A 14,815-nucleotide genomic window follows, 5' to 3' on the forward strand; every position below is an offset into this window, starting at 1 on the left:
CTACGCTCGCTGTATGCCCCGCCGCCGCATCCGCGTGACCGGCGCTCCCGGAGCGCCCCTGAGGGCCGCGCTCGCCGCGCTGCGCACCGCGCCGGGGGTGCCCGGCGGCTTCCCGCCCGAGGTCCTGGCCGAGGCCGAACGGGCGGCACGGGACCCCGTCCTCCCCCTCGCAGCGCTCGAGGCCCGCGCAGCCCGCGAAGACGCCACCGACGTGCCCTTCTTCACCCTTGCCCGGCCCGGCGCCGCCACCCTCGGCCGGGCCGTGCACCTGTCCAGGAGGGGCACCGGCCACCGCGTGCGGTACGCCGTCGCGGACGTCGCCGCCTTCGTCGTGCCGTCCGGCCCGGTGGACGCCGAGACGCACCGCAGGGTCATCACGCTGTGCTTCCCCGACGGGAACGTCCCGCTGCACCCGGCCGTCCTGGGGGAGGGCGCGGCGAGCCTGCTGCCGGGGCGGACCCGCCCGGCCGTCCTGTGGACGCTCGACCTCGACGCGGACGGCCGGGTCCTCGCCGTCGACCTGCGGCGCGCCCTGGTGCGCAGCCGCGCACGGCTCGACCCCGCCGAGGTCCAGCACGCGATCGACGCCGGGACCGCCGAGGAGCCGCTCGCGCTGCTGGCTGAGGTCGGGCGGCTGTGCGAGGGGCTGGAGACCGAGCGCGGCGGCATCTCGCTCACCCCGCCCGAACAGGAGATGGCCGCGTACGGCTCCGAGTACCGGCTCGCCTACCGCGTGCCGCCCGCCGTCGAGCGCCGGTACGCCCAGCTCTCTCTCCTGCCCGGCATGGCGGCGGCCGAGCTGATGCTGAGGCAGGGGACGGGCGTGCTGTGCACCCTGGCCGCCGCCCCCGACGGTGCGGTCCGCCGGCTGCGCCGTACCGCGCACGCCCTGCGCATCGACTGGCCGCACCACGTCTCGTACGCGGCCCTCGTCCGCTCCCTCGACCCGCACCGGCCGCCGCACGCGGCCTTCCTCCAGGAGTGCACGACCCTGCTGCACGCCGCGGGCCACACCGTCTTCCGGGACGGCAGGCTGCCGGAGATCACCACCCACGCCGCCGTCGCCGCCCCCTACGCCCACTGCACCGCCCCGCTGCACCGGCTCGCCGACCGGTACGCCACCGAGATCTGCCTCGCCGCCGCGGCCGGCCAGGATCCGCCCGACTGGGTGCTCGCCGCGCTGGACGCGCTGCCCGCGGAGATGGCCGAGGGCATCCGGCGCGCGGACGCCGTCGAACAGGACTGCCTCCGCGCGCTGGAGGCCGCGCTGCTGGCGGACCGGACCGGCGACGTGTTCGACGCCTGCGTCATCGACGTGGAGGAGCGGCACCCCACCGCCGGCACCGTGCAACTGACCTCCCCACCCGTGGTGGCCCCCGTCGAGAGCCCCGGCATCCCCCTCCCGCTGGGCGAGGACCTGCGCGTACGTCTCACCCGGGCCGACCCGGTCACGGCGACCCTGCGCTTCACACCCGCGTGAGCGCGCGCGTCTGTGCCACGATCGAGGGAACGGTTCCCGATCTCATGGACAGGTGATCTTGGGATGTCCGAGTCTGGCGAGCGACCGAAGGAGGGGCGTGACATGACTGCCGTGGCGCACGAGCCCACCACGCCGGCCGAGGGACTGCTGGAGATCTTCCTGTCCCTCGACACCCCGGCAGGCTTCCGGGCCGAACTGATCGAGGGGGAGATCGTAGTGACGCCGCCGCCGGACGGGGAGCACGAGGACTGCATCGAGCTGATCGTGAGGCAGGTGTACGGGCGGGCCCGGACCGAGATGCAGTTCTCCGGGAACAAGGGCTTGAGGCTGATCAGTGGAGGGCACTGCCCGAAGAATCATGTGATCCCGGACGGCACCTTCGCGCCCAGGGCGCTGCGCCTTTACCGGGGTGCCGAGCCCTGGATGCCCTGCGAAGGCGTCGCCATGGTGCTGGAGGTGACCTCCACGAAGCCGGAGGCCGACCGGGAGGCCAAGCGCCGGTGCTACGCCCGCGCCGGTATCCCGCTCTACCTGCTCGTCGACCGGGATGCCGCCTCGATCACCCTGTTCAGCGAGCCGAAGCGCGACGACTACCGAGAGCTGTGCACCCGCCCCTTCGGCAAGCCCCTCTCCCTCCCCGACCCCTTCGCCTTCGATCTGGACACGACGGACTTCCTCTGACGGGGCGATCGGGCGCCCCATGCGCCCGGTACCATGGTCGACACGGCAGACGAGCCGGGCGGACGGCCGCGTGGAGCCCCTCAGGGGCTTCCCGAGGAACGTCCGGGCTCCACAGGGCAGGGTGGTGGCTAACGGCCACCCGGGGTGACCCGCGGGACAGTGCCACAGAAAGCAGACCGCCGGGGGCTTCGGCCCTCGGTAAGGGTGAAACGGTGGTGTAAGAGACCACCAGTGCCCAGGGTGACCTGGGCAGCTAGGTAAACCCCACCCGGAGCAAGGTCAAAAGGAGCGCCGTGAAAAGCGCTCTGCGCGGACGTTCGAGGGCTGCCCGCCCGAGTCCGCGGGTGGACCGCACGAGGCCGGTGGCAACACCGGCCCTAGATGGATGGCCGTCGCCCCGGGCTCCGCGAGGAACCCGGGGAACAGAACCCGGCGTACAGCCCGACTCGTCTGCCCCTACCCGCGGCTGTGTCCGGGAAAGGACTTGCGGCCTGCGGCGGAGGCTCTCTCCGGTTTTTCGGGGGCTTGCCGCGCCGTCGGACCGCCACGCCGCGACTCCTTCATGGTCTCCCCCGTCGACCGTTGTCCGGGAGAGTCACGACACGTGAGGTCCCGAGCACCCTGCCCTGCGCGTTCAGCGCCTTCACCTGGAAATACGGTCCGGGGGACTTCGTGGTGACGGCTGTCTCGAATCCGGACGACGCACCCCGCGGCGAGCATGCAGGCCCCGACCGTGCGGCAGGTCCGCCTGCGTAACCGGCGAGCCCGCGGCTCTCGCGTCGTCATGGTCGGCCTCCTGTTCTCCCGGCGCACTTCCCCCGCGGCGGTGCCACCGGTTTTCGAACGCTTCGTCCGGTTCACCCCTCCGACCCAGGGGGATCGAGACGGTGGACTTCCCGGCCGACCGTAAGTGACAGGGGCGGCCTGCACCGGCTCAAGGGCGCCGAGGTGGGCCCGTTCGGCGCACGCGGCCTCACCCGGGCAGACGGCAGAGACATCGGAAGGCCCCGTGCCGAACCGGGGCGTTTCCCGACCAGGCCCGCGCGCGATCACGTCGAGCGACAGTGGCACGCATGTTCATTGGGCCGCGTGAGGGGGCTCTTCGCTCCGCGTGAGTCGGCTCTTCCTGCGCGGCGACGCGCGGCGCCGAGCGGCCTCAGCGGTCGGCGTCCGTCCCCAGCGAGCGAGCCGTCACCCGCGCCAAGTGCCGCGTGAACACCTCGCGGGTCTGCGGGGTCAGGGTGCGCAGAGCGACCAGGGCCGTGATCGCCACGTCGCAGAGTTCCGCCTGGACGTCGTCCCAGGTGTGGATCGTGCCCTTGCGGGGGTTCTGGCCGGTTGCGCCGATCACCGCCTCGGCGACCTCGCCGACCTCCTCCGACAGCTTGAGCATGCGCAGCAGCAGCCCCTCGCGGCCGTTGTAAGGACTGTTGCCGTCCAGCCACTTCCACAGGTCGTCGATGGAGTCCCACACGTCCGCGTGCGCCGCCCCCGGCGAATGCTGATCAGCCATGCCCTCAGCGTGCCAGGTGGCCGCGCCCCGCCACGCCTACTCCATCAGGTCCTCCTCGAACAGCACCTCCTGTTCGCCCTCCCGCTGCCTGCGCAGCCGCCGGTTGCGGGTGCCGACGACCACCGCCGTCGCCGCGGCCACCGTCGCGAACGCCGCCGGCACCATCCAGCCGCGGTCGACCGCGTGGCCGAGCGCGTGGTCCAGGGAGAGGCGGCCGGGGCCCGTCACGGCGAGCCCGGCGGAGGTCAGGCCGAGGGTGGCCGCGTACTCGTAGCCGCCGTTCTGGGCGAAGAAACCATTGGGCGCGTGCACCGCCGCGGCCCCCGCCATCGCGCCGGCCGCCGACGCGCCCGCCGCGGGCGTCGCCAGCCCCAGCGCCAGCAGCAGGCCGCCGCCCGTCTCCGCCAGTCCCGCCGCGGTGGCGCTCGCCCGGCCCGGCCGGTAGCCGACGGACTCCATGAATTGGCCGGTCCCCGCGATGCCGCCACCGCCGAACCAGCCGAACAGCTTCTGCGCGCCGTGCGCGGCCAGCACGCCGCCGGTGCCCAGTCGGAGCAGCAGCAGGCCGAGATCGCGTCGGTCGTAACAGGTCACGGTGACTCCCCAGGCGGACAGGCGGACAGACGGGCAGGCGGACAGCTGGGCGGGCGGAAAACGCGTCCCTGCAGACAGGCGGACCTGCGGGCGGACGGGGCGTGGACAGTGGGGCGCGTCCTTCCGCGTTCCCACCCTCGCACCCGCACCGGCGTCCGGGCCCGTCCTGGGCGCCGTTCGGGTGGCGGGGGGCCGGGGGCGGTGTGAACCTGACCGACATGACGATTTCGACCGCCAAACTGAGCGACCCGGCCGTCCGCGCCTTCGTCACAGCCGTCAACAGCCACGACCGCGAGGGCTTCATGCAGCTCCTCGCGCCCGGCGCGACGATGTCGGACGACGGTCTGGACCGCGACCTCGCCGAGTGGATCGAGAAGGAGATCTTCTCCACCCACGGTCACATGGAGGTCGACAACGAGTCCCGGGGCGGCCGTGCGCTCCTCGCCCGCTACAGCAACGACACCTGGGGCGAGATGCGCACCCGGTGGAGCTTCGTCGTCGCCGACGACGGGAGGATCTCCCGGTTCGAGACCGGGCAGGCCTAGCGGGCCCGGCAGTCCCGGCAGTCCCGGCAGTCCCGGCAGTCCCGGCAGTCCCGGCAGGCCTGGCGACCCCGGCCGAGCGTGGGCCGAACCCCGGCGTAACACCACCCGAACGGAACATGGCTTTTGATGATCCTTTGATCGTGCTTTGAGCCCCCTCTGTGCGCGGGCACAGGCTGACTCTGTACGGTCCCGACGTGCGTGATTCGTCTCGGTTCCCCCGTCCGACCCCCGCCCGTCCGTCCCGGCGATCCCTGTTCGCCGTCGCCCTCGCCGCGGCCGCCCCAACGGTCGCCGCGGCCGCCCCGGCCCAGGCCGCGGCCCCCGCCATCACCAGCCCCGCCGTCGGCGGAGAGCGGCTCACCCGCGACGGGGTGCAGGTGAACGGCGCCACCGACCTGCCGAAGGGACTCACCGCCCGCTCGTGGCTCGTCGCCGACGCGGACACGGGCGAGGTGCTCGCCTCCTACCGCGCGCACCGGCGCCTGGCCCCCGCCTCCACGCTGAAGATGCTGTTCGCCGACACGGTGCTGAGGAAGTTCCACCGCGCCGAGCGGCACACCGTCACCGCCGCCGACCTGGCCGACATCCCGCTGGGCTCGAGCCTCGTCGGCATCAGGGCCGGGATTACGTACACCGTCGAGCAGTTGTGGCAGGGCGTGTTCCTGCGTTCGGGCAACGACGCGGTGCACGTGCTCGCCCACATGAACGGCGGCGTGGCGAAGACGGTCGCCGAGATGCAGGCCAGGGCCGCCGACCTGCAGGCCCTGGACACCCGGGTGGTCAGCCCCGACGGCTTCGACCACCCGGGCCAGCTCTCCTCCGCGTACGACCTGACGCTGTTCGCCCGGCACGGGCTGAAGGACGCCGACTTCCGCGCCTACTGCGGCACGCGGACCGCAGCCTTCCCGGCCGGCGGGAACAAGACGTTCCAGATCCAGAACACCGACCGTCTGCTGACCGGCTCGTGGGGCCTGCGGACGTACGACGGTCTGATCGGGGTGAAGAACGGCTACACCAGCGACGCCGGCAACACCTTCACCGGCGCGGCCACCCGCGGCGGGCGCACCCTGCTCGTCACCGTGATGCATCCAGGCAGCGGCGGCAACGGCGTCTACGAGGAGACCGCCGCCCTGCTCGACTGGGGCTTCGCGCAGGGGCCCTCGGCGCGGGCGGTGGGCGCGCTGGTCGACCCGTTGAGCGAGGGCGGGGCCCGCGCGGGCGCCGAAGCCGTCCGGAAGTCCGTACGGGCCGCGGCCGGGGCGCCCGGCATGGCGGTGGGCAAGCCCTCGGCCTGGCGGCTGCTCGAAGGGGCGGGCGGAACGGTCGTGCTGCTGGCCGGCGGGGTGTGGGCGCTGCGCCGCCGGCTCAGGCCGGCGACGGCCGGGGCGGACTCCAGGCGCAAGGACTCCGTGGGCAAGGACTTCGGAGGCAAGGACTCCGGCGGCCGGCACCGGCGCTGACCGCGGAAATGGGCGGCAGCCGTTCCGCGCACCGTCGCGCACCCCGCGGTCCCGCGGCGGGGCCCACCCCCAGCCGGCGCCGTGGAACGGCTGCCGCCTCCCCCCTTGGTGTGGCTCTCGGCACCATCGGCGGAAGCGCTCTCCTCCAACTGTGAAGCTTTAGTGGAGGAGATGAAGAGCATAAGCCCGCTATAGGCCCAGACGGTTCGGAGTTCATCATTCCGCTTGTGTGGATTGCCCTTCCGGGGCCGGGTGCCGTACCGCTCAGCCCCGCCCGACGTAGGGCATCCCCGTCGCCAGCACCGTCGCGAACTGCACGTTCGCCTCCAGCGGCAGCTCCGCCATGTGCCGCACCGTGCGGGCCACGTCGGCGACGTCCATCACCGGCTCCGGGACGACCTCCCCGTTGGCCTGGAGGGCGCCGGTCCGCATCCCGGCCGTCATGTCGGTGGCCGCGTTGCCGATGTCGATCTGCCCGGCCGCGATGCGGTACGGCCGCCCGTCCAGCGACAGCGACTTGGTCAGCCCCGTCAGCGCGTGCTTGGTGGCGGTGTACGGCGCCGAGTGCGGCCGGGGCGCGTGCGCCGAGACGGAGCCGTTGTTGATGATCCGGCCGCCCTGCGGGTCCTGTTCCTTCATCCGCCGGTACGCCGCCTGCGCGCACAGGAACGCCCCGTTGAGGTTGGTGTCCACCACATGCCGCCACGCCTCGTAGGGCAGATCCTCGACCGGCACCCCGCCGGGCCCGAACGTCCCCGCGTTGTTGAACAGCAGGTCCACCCGCCCGAAGCGTTCCACGGTGGCCGAGAACAGTGCGGCCACCTCGTCCGGCCGCGACACGTCGGTGCGCACGGCGAGGCAGGCGGCCCCCGGCACGAGTTCCGCCGTCTCCGTCAGCGTCTCGGGGTGCCGCCCGGCCAGCGCCACCGACCAGCCCGCGCCCAGCAGTTCCACGGCCACGGCCCGCCCGATCCCGGAACCGGCGCCGGTCACCACGGCGATCTTCACATCCCTGTCGGTCATGCCCCGGAGCGTACGAGGGTGCTCCGTCACACGGAATCCACTGTCCGCCACCCGGATGCGGACTTCGGGAAGGCCTCAGACGAGCACCGGCTCCGCGTCCGGCAGGTCCACCCGGTCCGCCGCGAAGGCCGCCGCGATCCCTCCCGTGGCCAGGATCCCCCAGCGCACCCTCTGCTCCGCCCTCGGCTCCCTCATCGAAGGACCCCACCCTCGCTCGTGTGACGCTCGGCACCGTGTACGAACTGAGAGCATAGGTGGCGGATCCGATGACGAGGAGGGACGCATGCCCGAGGGCGGGGCCTCGATACCGCACGCCTCACCGGCGGCCATACCCAGGACGGGGCCCTCGGGGCCACCGACGCGCGCGCGGCGCCGCACCGGCCCGCTGCTCACCCTGGTCCTCGGCGGCCTGACCGCCACGCCCCCATTGGCGATGGACATGTACCTCCCCTCCCTGCCGGAGGTCACCCGCTCCCTGCACGCGCCCGCCGCGACCGTCCAGCTCACGCTCACCGCCTGTCTGGCCGGCATGGCGCTGGGGCAGCTCGTGGTCGGCCCGATGAGCGACCGGTGGGGCCGCCGCCGCCCCCTCCTCGCCGGCCTCGCCGTCTACGTCCTCGCCACCGCGCTGTGCGCCTTCGCGCCCACCGTCGAGTTCCTGGTCGCCTTCCGGCTGGCGCAGGGCCTGGCGGGCGCCGCCGGGATCGTCATCGCGCGGGCGGTGGTCCGGGACCTGTACGACGGCGTGGCCATGGCCCGCTTCTTCTCCAGCCTCATGCTGATCTCCGGAGTCGCCCCGATCGTGGCCCCGCTGATCGGCGGTCAGGTCCTGCGGGTGACCGACTGGCGGGGGGTGTTCGTGGTGCTCACGGCCGTCGGGCTGCTGCTCGGCGCGGCCGTCCTCACCCGGCTGCCGGAGACGCTGCCCGCGGCCGGGCGGCACGGCGGAGGCTTCGGCGAGGCGCTCGGCGCCATGCGCCGGCTGCTCGCCGACCCCGTCTTCACCGGCTACACGCTCGCGGGCGGCTTCGCCTTCGCCGCGCTCTTCGCCTACATATCGGCCTCGCCGTTCGTGATCCAGGAGATCTACGGCGCCTCCCCGCAGACCTTCGCCCTGCTGTTCGGGCTCAATTCGGTCGGGCTGGTCGTGGCCGGCCAGATCAACGGCAAGGTGCTGGTCGGACGGGTCCGCCTGGACCGGGTGCTGGCCGTAGGCCTGACATTGATCGTCCTGGCCGCGACCGCCCTGCTGCTGATGGCGTACGGCGTCCTCGGCGAGGTGGGCCTCCCCCCGGTCGCCGCCGCGCTGTTCGTGCTGATGTCCGCGATGGGCATCACCCTGCCCAACACCCAGGCCCTGGCCCTGACGCGCACCCGGCACTCCGCCGGCTCCGCGTCCGCCCTGCTGGGCGCCACTTCCTTCCTCATCGGCGCGGTCGCCTCCCCGCTCGTCGGCATCGCCGGGGAGCACACCGCCGTCCCGATGGCCGTGGTGCAACTGGCGGCGGCGCTGGTGGCCCTGGCCTGCTTCGCGGGACTGTGCCGCCCCTGGAACACCCGTGGGAGCGGTGGGTCCCTGCCCTCCCCGCGCAAGGCCGAGAGCCCCGGGGAGGAGAGCTGAGCACGCCGAAGCTGCGTCCCGGCACACCGGAGCGCGCCGGACTCGACCCCGGTGAGCTCAAGCGGCTCGTCCACGAGGTCGAGGAACTCACCGCCGGGGACCGGCCCTGGGCGCCCGGCGCCGTCGTGGTCGCCGGGCGCGGCCCGGTGATCGCCGTGGCCGAGGCGGCGGGCTGGGCCGTGCGGTACGCCGCCCACGACCCGGCGACCGACCGCGGCGTCGAACTGCCGCCCGAGCGACGGGTGCCGACGACCGTCGACACCCCCTTCGACCTCGCCTCGCTCACCAAGCTGTTCACGGCGGTCGCCGCGGTGCAGCAGATCGAGCGGGGCACGCTCGGCATCGACGCGCGCGTGGGGGCGTATCTGCCGGACTTCGGGGCCGCCGCCCGGCACGGCATCACCGTACGGCAGCTGCTCACCCACACCTCCGGGCTGCGCCCCGAACTCCCGCTGTACGACTGCCCCGACGACGCCTCCCGGTCGGCGCTGCTGCGCGCGGAGGCGCCGGTGGGCCCGCCCGGCACGCACGTCTACTCGGACCTGAACTTCCTCCTGCTCCAGCACCTCCTCGAGCGGCTGACCGGGCGCGGCCTCGACGTCCTCGTGCGCGACGGCATCACCCGCCCGCTGGGCATGACGGCGACCCGCTTCGGACCCTGCCCGGGCGCCGCCGCCACGGAGGACCAACGGCGGCCCTGGGCCAAGGCGGACCGGGGGACGCTGCGCGGCGAGGTCCACGACGAGAACGCCTGGGCGCTGGGCGGCGTGGCCGGTCACGCGGGCCTGTTCTCGACCGGGCGGGACCTCGCCGTCTTCTGCCGCACCCTGCTGGCGGGCGGGGCGTACGGCCCCGCCCGGATCCTCGGCCCCGACTTCGTGGAACTGCTGCTGACCCCGCCCGGGCTCGGCTTCGCCGTGGACCAACCGTGGTTCATGGGCGAGCTCGCGGGACACGGGGCGGCGGGGCACACGGGCTTCACGGGCACCTCCCTGGTCCTGGACCCGGCGACGGACACCTTCCTGGTGCTCCTCGCCAACACGGTCCACCCCCGCAGGCGCCCGCCGGACAGCGGCCCCCGCGCGGCGGCGGCCACCCGGGTGGCACGCGCGGTGCGGGCGGCCTAGGGGGAGCGGTCGTGGTCGCGGTTGGGCTGGGGTGGTCGTCCGTGCGGGCGGTGGGTGTCGCTGGGGTTGTCGCCCGGTGGGTGGCGGGTTTCGCCGGAGTGGTCGTCCGGGCGGGCGGTGGTTGCCGCTGAGGTCGTCGCACGGTGGTGTCGCCGCGGTGGTCGTCCGTGGGAGCGGCCGTTGTCGCCGGGGCGGTCGCCCGCGTCGCGGTGGTGTCGCCGTTGCCGACATCCGCGGGAGCGGTGGTGGCGTCCGGTGAGGTGCCCGGCGGCTCGTAGAATCGGCGGGTGAACGTCCCCCTGTCCCCGGCCGAGTCCCTTCGCGCCGCCCTGGCCGGTCTGCTCGACGGGCTCCCGCCCCGGCAGGCCGCGGGCGCCGTCGAGCGGCTGATCGCCAGCTACCGGGGGAGCACCCCCACCGACGCCCCCATCCTGCGCGACCGCGCGGACGTGGCCGCGTACGCCGCGTACCGGATGCCGGCCACCTTCGAGGCCGTACGCGCGGCCCTGGCGGCGTTCGCCGCCGCGGCCCCCGGATGGCGGCCCGCCGGCCATGTGGACGTCGGCGGCGGGACCGGCGCCGCCACCTGGGCCGTCAGCGCCACCTGGGACGGCCCGCGTCCGGTGACCGTGCTCGACTGGGCCGAACCCGCGCTGGCGCTCGGCCGGGAGATCGCCGAGGCCAACCCGGCGCTGCGGGACGCCCGCTGGCAACGCGCCCGGATCGGTGCGGCGCTCTCCCTCGACCCGACCGACCTCGTCACCGTCTCCTACGTCCTCGGCGAGTTGACGGGGGACGACCGCGCCGCCGTCGTCGACGCGGCCGCGGCCGCCGCCCAGGCCGTGGTGGTCGTGGAGCCGGGCACGCCCGACGGCTACGCCCGCGTCATCGAGGCCCGCGACCGTCTGCTGGGGGCAGGCTTCCAGGTCGCCGCGCCCTGCCCGCACAGCGCCGCCTGCCCCATCGTGCCGGGCACGGACTGGTGCCACTTCTCTGCGCGGGTGAGCCGCTCCTCCCTGCACCGGCAGGTCAAGGGCGGCTCCCTGCCCTACGAGGACGAGAAGTTCAGCTACGTCGCCGCCGCCCGCTTCCCGGTATCGCCGGCCCCCGCCCGGGTGGTCCGGCGCCCCCAGATCCGCAAGGGCCAGGTCCTCCTCGACCTGTGCGAGGCCGACGAGCGGCTGAGCCGCCGCACGGTCACCAAACGCCACGGCGACCAGTACAAGACGGCCCGGGACACCGACTGGGGCGACCGGTGGCCGCCCGAAGCCTCAGACGCGTAGCTCCTGGGAGCAGCACTTCACGGCGCCGCCGCCCTTGAGGAGTTCGCTCACATCCACGCCGACCGGCTCGAAGCCCCGTTCCCGCAGGGCGTCGCACAGACCGGCCGCCGCCTGCGGCAGCACCACGCGCAGACCGTCGGAGACCGCGTTCAGGCCGAACGCGGTGGCGTCGTCGTCGGTCGCCACCAGCGCCCCGGGGAAGAGCCGCCGCAGCACCTCCCGGCTGCCGGGGGAGAAGGCGGCCGGGTAGTAGGCGATCTCGTCCGCCGCGTCGTCGAGCACCGCGAGCGCCAGGTCGAGGTGGTAGAAGCGGGGGTCGACCAGTTCCAGGCCGATCACCGGGCGGCCGAAGAACTCCTGCGCCTCGCCGTGCGAGAGCGGGTTGGTGCGAAACCCCCGGCCCGCCAGCACGTAGGAGGCGGTGACCGCGAAGTCGCCCTCGCCCTCGTTGATGTGCACGGGCACGTGCAGGTGGGTGAAGCCGTTCGCCGCGAACCACTCCAGGTGGGCCTCGGCCTCCGGCTCCCGCTCCGGGTGCGCGAACCGGGCGCCGAACACCCGGCCGTCGACCACCGTGGCGCCGTTCGCCGTGAACACCATGTCGGGCAGGCCGGGCTCGCAGGGCAGCTCCTCCACGGTGTGGCCGAGCGACCGGTACACCTCGCGCAGCTGCTCCCACTGGGCGAGGGCCAGCGCACCGTCGACCGGCTTGGCCGGGTCCATCCACGGGTTGATGGAGTACGTCACGTCGAAGTGCGCGGGCGGGCACATCAGGTAGCGCCGGGGTGTGGCGCGGCGGGAACGGGCCAAGGCGGGCTCCTCGGGTGCCGCAGGGCTGCGGGGGATGTACCGCAGGTTGTCGTGGGTGGGCTGCGTGGTGCGTGGTGCGAGCTGCGTCTGGTGCCCATGGTGCGCCGGGCCGGGCCGCCGCGCGCGGCGACCTCGCCGCCTTGGGGGACCCCGGATCCGGGCTCCGGACCCTGGGGGCGCAGGATGGTGGGACCATGGGGCATGGCGACTACAGCGGCGAGGCGAGGGGATAGATGAGCGCGGAGTTCGGCGGACGCACCGGCCGGCAGGGCAGGCTCTCCCAGTGGCTGCGGGGGCGACGCCCGAAGGAGACCACCGGCGACGGCGGCCGGGAGGACCTGCTGCTGGCCGCGGCGGCCGCGGGCCTGCCGCTGGCCCCCGCCGCGTACCCGGCGGCCGGCTACCGCTGCTCCTGCGACCGCGTCGGTTGTCCCACGCCCGCCCGGCACCCGGTGTCCTTCGCCTGGCAGACACAGTCCACGACCGACCGCGCGCAGATCGAGCGCTGGGCCCGGAACCAGCCGCAGGCCAACTTCATCACCGCGACCGGCATGGTGCACGACGTCCTCGACGTCCCCCTGGAGGCCGGCCGGGTGGCGCTCGCGCGGCTGCTCGCCGCCGGCGTCGAGGTCGGCCCGGTGGCCGAGAGCGACGACGGCCGCATGCTGTTCTTCACCCTCACCCGCGGTACCCCCGAGGACGAGGACGAGTGGTGGCCGTGCGAGCTGGACTGCCACCCGGAGACGATGGACGAGCACCCGGGACTGCGCTGGCACTGCCGCGGCTCCTACGTCCTGGTGCCGCCCGCCCGGCTGCCCGGCGACGACGACCGGCGGGTGCGCTGGCTGCGTGGCCCCGAGCACGCGCTGCCCGACCCGCTGAGCCTGCTGGAGGACCTCACCGACGCCTGCGCCCGCCACACCGGCGAGGAGCCCGACCACGCGGCGGGCTCGGCCTGGCCCCTGCGCCGCTGAACCCCGCCCCGCGGGCCCGGCACCGGCGCCACCGGCCGTGCGCGACCCGGAGGGACACGAGCCCCACTCGCCCCGCGGGCCTCGGACGGGGCACCAGCGCTACCGGGGTGCGGGCACGCGCCCCGCGGCGCTCGGGCGCGGCCTGGGCGGGGTACGAGCCCCGCGGGCCCCGGCCTACCGGCCTCGCGCGGCCCCGGCGGGGTGCGGGCATGCGCTCCCGCGGAACTCGGGTTCGGTCCGGGCGGGGCCCCGCGGAACTCGGGTTCGGTCCGGGCGGGGTGCGAGGCCCGCTCGCCCTGCGGGCCCCGGACGGGGCACCGGCGCTACCAGCCACTCGCGCGGGCCGGGCGGGGGCGCGAGCCCCACTCGCCCTGCTGGCCTTGGGCGGGTCTCCGGCGCTCCTGGCCCCGCGGTCCGGGCGGGGTGCGGGCGCCACACGCCCCCGCGGCGCTCGGGCGCGGCCTGGGGGGGTACGAGCCCCGCGGGGCTTCGACGGGGCACCGGCGCTACCGGCCCCTGCGAGACCCTGGGGGTTAGGTGCGCGCACCTCACCCCCACGGCGTTCGGGCGAGCCCCCGGGCGCCATCGGGCCCCGCGCGGCCCGGCGGCGTACGGGCGCTCCTCGCCCCGGGCCGGCCCCGGCGCTACTCGCCCCGCGCCGCCGTCAGCCCCTGGACGCGTCCCAGCATCGACACCTGCCGTCCGCCCGCGGTCCGGCCCGGGTCGAGCGCGACCTCGTTGGAGACGAACTCCATCGTCAGCGACTGCTTGACCTCGCCGGTGGTCAGCGCCTGCACGTCCTTGTTCTGCGCGGGCACGGAGGCCCCCGCGGCGGCCGTCTGCTTCTGGAAGTGGTGCGTGGTGAAGAACACCAGCGCGCCGCCGTCCGCGGTGCGCAGCGCCAGGGGGGCGTAGTCGCCGCTCGTCAGCGGCTCGTCGATGTACTGGGTCGCCAGACCGGGCCGGATGGCGCCCTTCTCGCGCGCAGTGCGCCACCCGGTGGTGTGCGGGCCTGCCGCGAAGGTGTTCCCGCCGCTCTTCAGATACCTCGCGTAGTCCCGGCTCAGCTCGCCCGGCGCGACCGCCACGTCGGCGGAGTCCGCGGGCACGGCCTCGGCCCAGCCGTCCGCGTCCTGCCGGAACCGCGGTACGTCGCCGGGCGCCACGAGCGTCAGATACGCCACCCGCCACGGCTCGGCGAGACCGCCGCGGGTGAACACCAGCAGCCAGCGCGCGTCACCGCCCTTGTTGCCGCGGGCGTCGGCGAGGAACCAGCGCGGCCAGCCGGCCTTCTTGGGGATGGTGAACTTCGCGTCGGTCAGTTCCAGCGGCGTGTGCGCGGGGTTGCCGCCCGGGTGGTTGGCGTGCCCGGCCTTCAGCCGGGCCCCGTCGATGGCGGCGAGCGCCCCGGTGACGTGGCGGGCGTCCAGGGAGGCGTCGTACGCCTCGTCGGCCTCGTTGTAGGCGGCGGTGAACCGGCCGAGCGCCTTCTCGGCCTCCGCGCGGGTGGTGGCCGGGAGCACCTCGCGCTCCCCGTGCACCACCACGCATCCACTCGCCGTCCACGCCAGGGCGGACACGGAGGCCGCCAGGACCGCCTTCCGCCCGAGCCTGCGAAGCCTGCGAGAGCCGCGAACCCTGCTCATCAGCTACGTTCACCTTCCCCTTCCCGGAGGCGAACCCTACCGGGGCGGGAAGGCACGC

13 protein-coding genes, 1 other RNA gene and 1 pseudogene are annotated in these 14,815 nt (G+C 74.6%); 9 read left to right on the plus strand and 6 right to left on the minus strand.

What is annotated here, in order from left to right; genetic code table 11:
- Positions 1 to 13: 13 nt before the first annotated feature.
- The 3 genes from ACF1A5_RS26625 to rnpB all read left to right on the plus strand — a co-directional run bounded on the left by ACF1A5_RS26625 (position 14) and on the right by rnpB (position 2,614).
- A complete protein-coding gene (locus ACF1A5_RS26625; protein WP_392195403.1) occupies positions 14 to 1,480 on the plus strand; it encodes an RNB domain-containing ribonuclease in 1,467 nt (488 codons plus the stop codon).
- A gap of 102 nt (positions 1,481 to 1,582) precedes the next feature.
- Complete coding sequence (locus ACF1A5_RS26630; RefSeq protein WP_392195404.1) at positions 1,583 to 2,161, plus strand: Uma2 family endonuclease; 579 nt, start codon at positions 1,583 to 1,585, stop codon at positions 2,159 to 2,161.
- Positions 2,162 to 2,211: 50 nt separating this feature from the next.
- Positions 2,212 to 2,614: RNase P RNA component class A (gene rnpB / locus ACF1A5_RS26635), an RNA gene on the plus strand.
- Positions 2,615 to 3,317: 703 nt separating this feature from the next.
- Here the strand turns inward: rnpB and ACF1A5_RS26640 are convergent.
- Positions 3,318 to 3,674: a MazG-like family protein gene (locus ACF1A5_RS26640; RefSeq protein WP_392195405.1), complete on the minus strand. Its 357-nt coding sequence runs from the start codon at positions 3,672 to 3,674 to the stop codon at positions 3,318 to 3,320.
- A 36-nt stretch (positions 3,675 to 3,710) separates the two neighbouring features.
- The gene (locus tag ACF1A5_RS26645; RefSeq protein WP_392195406.1) at positions 3,711 to 4,268 is read right to left on the minus strand and encodes a DoxX family protein; all 558 of its coding nucleotides are present in this window, start codon (positions 4,266 to 4,268) and stop codon (positions 3,711 to 3,713) included.
- A gap of 218 nt (positions 4,269 to 4,486) precedes the next feature.
- Here ACF1A5_RS26645 and ACF1A5_RS26650 point away from each other — a divergent pair, with 218 nt between their 5' ends.
- Both ACF1A5_RS26650 and ACF1A5_RS26655 read left to right on the plus strand, forming a co-directional pair.
- Positions 4,487 to 4,813 (plus strand): nuclear transport factor 2 family protein, encoded by a 327-nt coding sequence (locus ACF1A5_RS26650; protein ID WP_392195407.1) that lies wholly within the window; start codon positions 4,487 to 4,489, stop codon positions 4,811 to 4,813.
- Positions 4,814 to 5,007: 194 nt separating this feature from the next.
- Positions 5,008 to 6,273 carry a D-alanyl-D-alanine carboxypeptidase family protein gene (locus ACF1A5_RS26655; RefSeq protein ID WP_392195408.1) on the plus strand — a complete coding sequence of 422 codons (1,266 nt, stop codon included), beginning with the start codon at positions 5,008 to 5,010 and terminating at the stop codon, positions 6,271 to 6,273.
- Positions 6,274 to 6,537: 264 nt separating this feature from the next.
- On the opposite strand, the gene ACF1A5_RS26660 is transcribed toward ACF1A5_RS26655, so the two are convergent.
- On the minus strand, positions 6,538 to 7,296 hold the full coding sequence (locus ACF1A5_RS26660; RefSeq protein WP_392195409.1) for an SDR family oxidoreductase: 759 nt from the start codon (positions 7,294 to 7,296) through the stop codon (positions 6,538 to 6,540).
- 78 nt (positions 7,297 to 7,374) lie between these two features.
- A pseudogene (locus ACF1A5_RS26665) lies at positions 7,375 to 7,491 on the minus strand (gfo/Idh/MocA family oxidoreductase); the annotation flags it as partial.
- Positions 7,492 to 7,579: 88 nt separating this feature from the next.
- Between ACF1A5_RS26665 and ACF1A5_RS26670 the strand changes: the two are divergent.
- The 3 genes from ACF1A5_RS26670 (at position 7,580) to ACF1A5_RS26680 (ending at position 11,327) form a co-directional block, all read left to right on the plus strand.
- Positions 7,580 to 8,917, plus strand: a complete 1,338-nt coding sequence (locus ACF1A5_RS26670) for a multidrug effflux MFS transporter (RefSeq protein ID WP_392195410.1) — start codon at positions 7,580 to 7,582, stop codon at positions 8,915 to 8,917.
- Complete coding sequence (locus ACF1A5_RS26675; RefSeq protein ID WP_392195514.1) at positions 8,914 to 10,044, plus strand: serine hydrolase domain-containing protein; 1,131 nt, start codon at positions 8,914 to 8,916, stop codon at positions 10,042 to 10,044. Before ACF1A5_RS26670 ends, ACF1A5_RS26675 begins: the two co-directional genes overlap by 4 nt.
- 287 nt (positions 10,045 to 10,331) lie before the next feature.
- A complete protein-coding gene (locus tag ACF1A5_RS26680) occupies positions 10,332 to 11,327 on the plus strand; it encodes a small ribosomal subunit Rsm22 family protein (protein WP_392195411.1) in 996 nt (331 codons plus the stop codon).
- Here the strand turns inward: ACF1A5_RS26680 and ddaH are convergent.
- Complete coding sequence (gene ddaH / locus ACF1A5_RS26685) at positions 11,316 to 12,137, minus strand: dimethylargininase (RefSeq protein ID WP_392195412.1); 822 nt, start codon at positions 12,135 to 12,137, stop codon at positions 11,316 to 11,318. The genes ACF1A5_RS26680 and ddaH overlap by 12 nt on opposite strands.
- A gap of 233 nt (positions 12,138 to 12,370) precedes the next feature.
- Here ddaH and ACF1A5_RS26690 point away from each other — a divergent pair, with 233 nt between their 5' ends.
- Positions 12,371 to 13,111, plus strand: coding sequence for a bifunctional DNA primase/polymerase (locus ACF1A5_RS26690; protein WP_392195413.1), 741 nt, complete (start codon positions 12,371 to 12,373; stop codon positions 13,109 to 13,111).
- Positions 13,112 to 13,755: 644 nt separating this feature from the next.
- Here ACF1A5_RS26690 and ACF1A5_RS26695 read toward each other — a convergent pair.
- Positions 13,756 to 14,757 carry a hypothetical protein gene (locus ACF1A5_RS26695; protein ID WP_392195414.1) on the minus strand — a complete coding sequence of 334 codons (1,002 nt, stop codon included), beginning with the start codon at positions 14,755 to 14,757 and terminating at the stop codon, positions 13,756 to 13,758.
- Between the last annotated feature and the right edge of the window lie 58 nt (positions 14,758 to 14,815).

The sequence above is a fragment of the Streptomyces sp. NPDC014864 genome (assembly GCF_043081525.1).
Lineage (GTDB): Bacteria > Actinomycetota > Actinomycetes > Streptomycetales > Streptomycetaceae > Streptomyces.